Here is a 317-nt window from a genome sequence, read left to right on the forward strand (position 1 = left end):
TCCAAAACATGTAACACGTCGCTGAAAACGCTTTTAGTCTCATGCGCTTTCAGCCCCTTCGTTCAGCTGCGAGTGCCCTCCCGCGCCTGGACGGTCGCCGCCTGCTTGGCGATGCGCTCTTCAAGCGTGCCGGCGCACGCAAAAGCAAAGCTGCTGCAGGACATTAACCGCGGCCCGCAGCCAGCTTTTCCAGGTACTTCGAAAGGTGCCCAAGCCACAGGCGACGTTCCTTGTCATAGGCGTGCCGGTTATATACCCCCTCAACGCCTGGCAGCATATGGCCCAGTATCACTTCACCCACTTCAGGGGGGCAACCG

The 317-nt window shown here is 59.3% G+C and carries 1 pseudogene; it reads right to left on the minus strand.

The annotated features are described in order from the left end of the window. Positions 1-163 precede the first annotated feature (163 nt). Positions 164-317: pseudogene (locus tag SB751_RS29135) on the minus strand (alpha/beta hydrolase); the annotation flags it as partial.

This window comes from Cupriavidus sp. SIMBA_020 (assembly GCF_046535395.1).
In the GTDB taxonomy this organism is placed as follows: Bacteria; Pseudomonadota; Gammaproteobacteria; order Burkholderiales; family Burkholderiaceae; genus Cupriavidus; species Cupriavidus campinensis.